Here is a 5,270-nt window from a genome sequence, read left to right as displayed (position 1 = left end):
TGTTTGAATATCCATAAAAAAACCGTAATTAGCGAAACTAATTACGGATTATTCACGATCATTTAGATCGGTCAACCGATCAATTAACCTTAACTGATCGGCATTACCCAAAGGCGCTTTTTTTATGTGTTTTAACTATTACGCTTGTTGCGCTTTTAAACGAGCTAAACGTGCTACTTGATGCGTAGACGTTAAAAAAGAATAAATTGGTGCTAAATAACCACGTTTACGTAGCTCTAAAAAGTCAGCATCACTTAATTCATTAAGTTTTTTCTCATCGATAAGGTAAATACCGTTGATGTCTTTTTTCTCGCCTTTAATATCAACTGTTAGCGTTTGCGCTACTAAAAGCTCTTTATCGGCTAAAAACTTCGTAAAAGCATCTGTGATCTGTGAAAACTCAATAAACGATACTAATGCTTCTTTACGACGCTTTAAGTAGTCAGTTTCTTCGCCGTTTTCAAACAACGCATTACCTTCTTCTTCGCCAACTAATGGGCTCGCTTCGTCAATAACAATACCGTATTGATCTTGATCTGGGTGTTTTACTAAACCTAGTGGGTAGCGCGTCGTAGCCATTGGTGCAAATGCTGCCGTCCACTTATCGCCTTCAACAAACAAGTTTTCGCCTGGCTCAAGGCCAAACATAGCAACTGCTTGAAAAGTGCCTGTTTCGTTATTTTTAACGAAAGACATTGGAAATTCATTCGCTATACGCGCAAATTCATGTGCAACTACTGGCACTAAATGTTGCGTTTTCATAAATTCTACATTGATGCCGTTTTTAATTTTAGTATTGGCATGTTTTTCGTTGTGTAAAGGCTGTACTTGTTGCTCCGCCATGCTACTGCTCCGTTTATTTTTAATTTGTATGTTTCTTTGTTAATACCTTTAGGCTAATGCTTTTAACAACAAAAAGGAAGTGAAATTTTGTTACGGTTTGTCTGCCAACAAAACTAAAGATGAATACAGCCAAACTTGCTCAAAAAGCAAACTAACCACTCAATTTTAAACGCTAGAAAAATAGATAAGGTTAGTAAATGTCATGCTAACGCCTTTGACAGCGCTGTCTTTGATGGGTATATTAATTAACAATTTCTTAATTCTTGGTAATTAAAATCACTCCTTCATAACTAATAAAATATACTCACTATAAAAATAAAATGTGACCAATGAAAAATTTAACACTAAGCCCAAACATGAATATAAAAAAACTTATAGTCCCGGGAACTAGGCTATATGTTTATATTATTGACGACTTTTTATTAGATATGACCAGCGTAATGAACTTTGCGCACAATATTGCTTACTTTCACCCTATGTTTGCAGATAACTCATATTATCCGGGTGTTCGAGACAACATGCCACAACCTTATTTAAGGCTGTTACAAGCCTTTTTTGAAGGTAATATATTACCCGATATCACAAATAAAAGTGATTATGCTGTGGTTGTGCATAAGTGTTTATTATCGCTAATAGCCTGTAAACCAGCTAATTTATTAATAGATCAAAAAATCCCTCATATTGATTCGTGTGATGAAAGAGATTATGCGTTTGTTCATTACTTGTCTGATAAAGCTCTTGGCGGTACTAGCATTTACAAGTACACCCCTGAAAACATTATTGAATTTAAACAATCAGATAAGCCTTTACTCGCTGCCATGGTTAATAATGCTAAACAAAAGCATGCTGAGCATAAAGGCTATATTGTTGATACAACAAGTTTATTTGAACAGGTTTTAAAAATTGAAGCTAAATTTAATCGTCTTGTGATTTACCAAGGTAATTTGCTGCACAGTGCTAATATCACCTCTACTAATAGTTATTGTAAAGATACAAAAGTAGGCAGGTTATCAATAGCTTCTTTTGCCAGTATTAAACCACTGCAGCTTTATTAATAGCCCAATTATCAAACATAATACTTTCAGGTAAGCGCATAGTAATAACTCGCTAAACATTTGAGTTGCTTGCGCATCAGCCCACCTCACACAGTTCAAATTTATACAATATAGAAAAACAAAAGCCCAGCGTAAACAAACGCTGGGCTTCCTTAATATAGATTAACTATACGTTAAAAGCGTAAAGCAACACCTAACTTGTAACGTGCTTCACCTTCGAAACTCCATACAGGGAAGTCATTTAACAAATCAGGGTTTGGTAATGATGTTGATGCATTATTATTACCTAACTGAACACTGTCTTCTTTTGTAAGGTTAACACCTTCAAATGTTACATCTAAAGAATCAGTTACAGAGTATGTAGCACTGAAATCTAACGTACCAAATGATTGGTGTTCACGGTTACCGTACCAAAATGGTGCTTCACGAATGATAAACTCTGAACGCCAGTTATAAGCTAAACGTGCTGAGAAATCATCATTTTCATAAAAGCCAACTAAGTTGTAGGTGTTTTTTGATGAATCTGAAAATACACCAACTCTGTCTGGGTAGTTTGTGTCAGGTGCTTTAGCATCTGCGTAAGTGTAATTAGCTGAGTAACCAAAACCATTATCGAAAGCATCTTGAATTTGAATTTCGATACCTTCAATAGAGCCACCACTACCGTTGGTAGATGAACCCACTGTCCAACAGTCGTTCATGCCAGCGCCACAAGGTGAAACGCCCGCGTCAGGATTCTCTGTGTATACTGGAATATCAATACCAATTTGTTGGTTAGTTGCTTGCTGCGTAGAAATGAATGAACTTACATCTTTAGTGAAGTAAGTTAAGCTAACCATAGCATCACCGCTAAAGTACCACTCAATACCGATATCTGCTTGGAATGCTTTAAATGGGCTTAAGCCAACATTACCTGTTTGCAGTACTTCGTTATTTGGTCTGTTATCTGTGTAACCCGCTAAACTACGTGTAGCAAATAAATCTGCGTAGTTAGGACGAGAGATTACTTGAGCTGCTGAGGTACGTAAAATAACATCATCGGCTAAGTCCATAACAACGTTTATGCTTGGCAGAAACTCGCTGTAATCTGCTTTATCCGTTGATAACGTTGTAGCATAAACACCAGAGTTACTTAAGTCGTAATAATCAGAAGAAATATCTGTAGAAATATAGCGCACACCAAGGTTACCGCGAATACCACCGCTATCAAAGTCAGCCATTACGTATAATGCTAAGTTTTCTTCTTCAACTGTACCGTATGCTTGAGGACGCTGTGTGTAACCTTCGGTCATTGCACGCGAATCAGCAATCATCAGATCCATATCAGGCTCAGGTAATGTAAAACCACCACCTGAAGTCATAGTGCCTGGGTAATATTCAGCAGCTGATCTCATTGGGCGTAAATCTTCGTTCACATTAGCGCCGTTACCATCTTGTACTACTTTATGATCTGCATAACGAAAACCTGTTTTAATGCTACTAATTGCACCAATATCAACTGGGATTTCAAAATCAAGATTTAAGTAAGTTTCTTCATCTGAATCAGGGTTATACTCTGGTGCCCATGTTTGAGGACCCATGCTGCTAGGCAAAATACTCGAATCGTATGATTGGTTAGCTAAGTTATACTTTACAACATCGCCAGTCATATCAACAGCGCCGTTATAATCAGCATTATTACTAGTCCATTCACCAAAGTTAGCCGTTGTTACCGAGCTGTCTGAACTAGTATTACCTACGCGGCCTTTAAATATGAAGTTCTCTGCCTCATATCTCCAGTCAAAATCAACTGTTTTTGAATCCATTTCTGCTTGGCGAACCCATGTTTGATAAAAACCTGTACCTGTTCCGTTAATGTCACGCGATACACAGTTACCTGAAGCGTTAGCGCTCTTACAAGAGCCGTCTCCTGGGAAAATAATAACCTGTGAGTTGGCGTTATTAGCACCAAAATCTAAACTCGTTAAGCTTAAACCGAAAAGTAATGAGTCGCTAGGTTGATACTGCAGCGCTACGTTGATTGCCGTGCGGTCACGTTCTTGTTGAAAAGTAGTTGGTGCCATACCACCACTCCAACCACCGGATGATTCGATACCATTGCGTTGATATTCAATTTCTGACTTTGCACCAGCAACTAAAACACCAAAAGTTTCATCATCATTTTTCCAGCTGTATAAACCAGATATTTCAGGGTCTGTTTCTTCAGAAATAGTACCGTAGTCAGCTTTAATTCCCGCGTATAAAGTATTAGCTTCTAAATCTAATGGTTTACGTGTGTTAACAATAACTGTACCGCCAATACCGCCTTCAACTAAATTAGCTTGCGATGACTTATAAACTTCTAAGCCACCCACTAATTCAGAAGGTAATAAAGAGTAGTTAAAGCTACGATCGACAGCTTGTTGATCAAACCAACTCGTAGAAGCAACAGAATGCCCGTCAAGTAAAGTACGGGTTAATTGTGCCGAAGCACCACGAATAGAAACCTGTTGACCTTGACCAAATTGGCGCGACACACTTACACCTGGAATGCGTGCTAATGATTCACCCACATCACCATCAGGAAACTGACCTACATCTTCAGCCGAAACAACATCAACAACAGCGTTAGAAAAACGTTTACCATTTAAGTTTTCTCTATTTGAAACACGAATACCACGTACTTCAATTACTTCCACATCATCTTGCACTTTAGTTTCTTCGGCTGCTAATACAGCACCGGTAAACCCAGCACTCATTATAAGACCGATATTTACTGCTAATAAGCTCTTCTTAAAGTTGTTGGCAAACACAGAATTCTCCTTGAATTATTTTGTTAGTTTTGTTCATCACTTTATTTAGCGGTAATGACAACGCTGTCATTAAGTATCAAACGATACACGCAAAATTACACATTTGCTACATTTTTATAACCTTACTGGTCGCAATTCACTCTATAAACATTTAAACCATTGAAATGTGTAAATTAATTCAATGTTAAATTCAGCTCATTTTATTAAATTCAGATAAATATTTATGGTTAAAAACAAACTATCAAATGTTTTAAGTTACTTTAACTTTAAAAATTGATTCACTGCTGGTTTTATTTTGACCACTTTGGAATGCTTTTGTATTTTAATATAGCCATTAACTTTAAGCTAAAAACTAAGAGGAGAATTAATGATTACTTAACCTGATGTAGGCTAATTTTGAAGTGATTTATAGTGTATTTTACTGATTGAATAACTTTCTAACTGGGAGGAGGATTATATCAATCGTATTAAGTAGTCGCGCACAAAAAAGCTGGCATTTAAAACTAATGCCGATCAGTTAAGGTTAATTGATCGGTTGACCGATCTAAATGATCGTGAATAATCCGTAATTAGTTTCGCT

3 protein-coding genes are annotated in these 5,270 nt (G+C 37.0%); 1 reads left to right on the top strand and 2 read right to left on the bottom strand.

All coding sequences use genetic code 11. The features are described 5' to 3' along the window. Positions 1-138: 138 nt before the first annotated feature. A complete protein-coding gene (locus J5X91_RS17730; protein ID WP_011327828.1) occupies positions 139-843 on the bottom strand; it encodes a SapC family protein in 705 nt (234 codons plus the stop codon). Positions 844-1,172: 329 nt separating this feature from the next. Here J5X91_RS17730 and J5X91_RS17725 point away from each other — a divergent pair, with 329 nt between their 5' ends. Further along, a complete protein-coding gene (locus J5X91_RS17725) occupies positions 1,173-1,898 on the top strand; it encodes a DUF6445 family protein (protein WP_208835360.1) in 726 nt (241 codons plus the stop codon). Positions 1,899-2,071: 173 nt separating this feature from the next. Here J5X91_RS17725 and J5X91_RS17720 read toward each other — a convergent pair whose 3' ends face one another. Next, positions 2,072-4,690, bottom strand: a complete 2,619-nt coding sequence (locus J5X91_RS17720; protein ID WP_208835359.1) for a TonB-dependent receptor — start codon at positions 4,688-4,690, stop codon at positions 2,072-2,074. Positions 4,691-5,270 lie beyond the last annotated feature (580 nt).

It is taken from the genome of Pseudoalteromonas sp. K222D, from assembly GCF_017653575.1.
Lineage (GTDB): Bacteria > Pseudomonadota > Gammaproteobacteria > Enterobacterales > Alteromonadaceae > Pseudoalteromonas > Pseudoalteromonas nigrifaciens.
The sequence above is the reverse complement of the archived record's forward strand: the minus strand, read 5'-3'. Positions and strand labels throughout refer to the sequence as shown.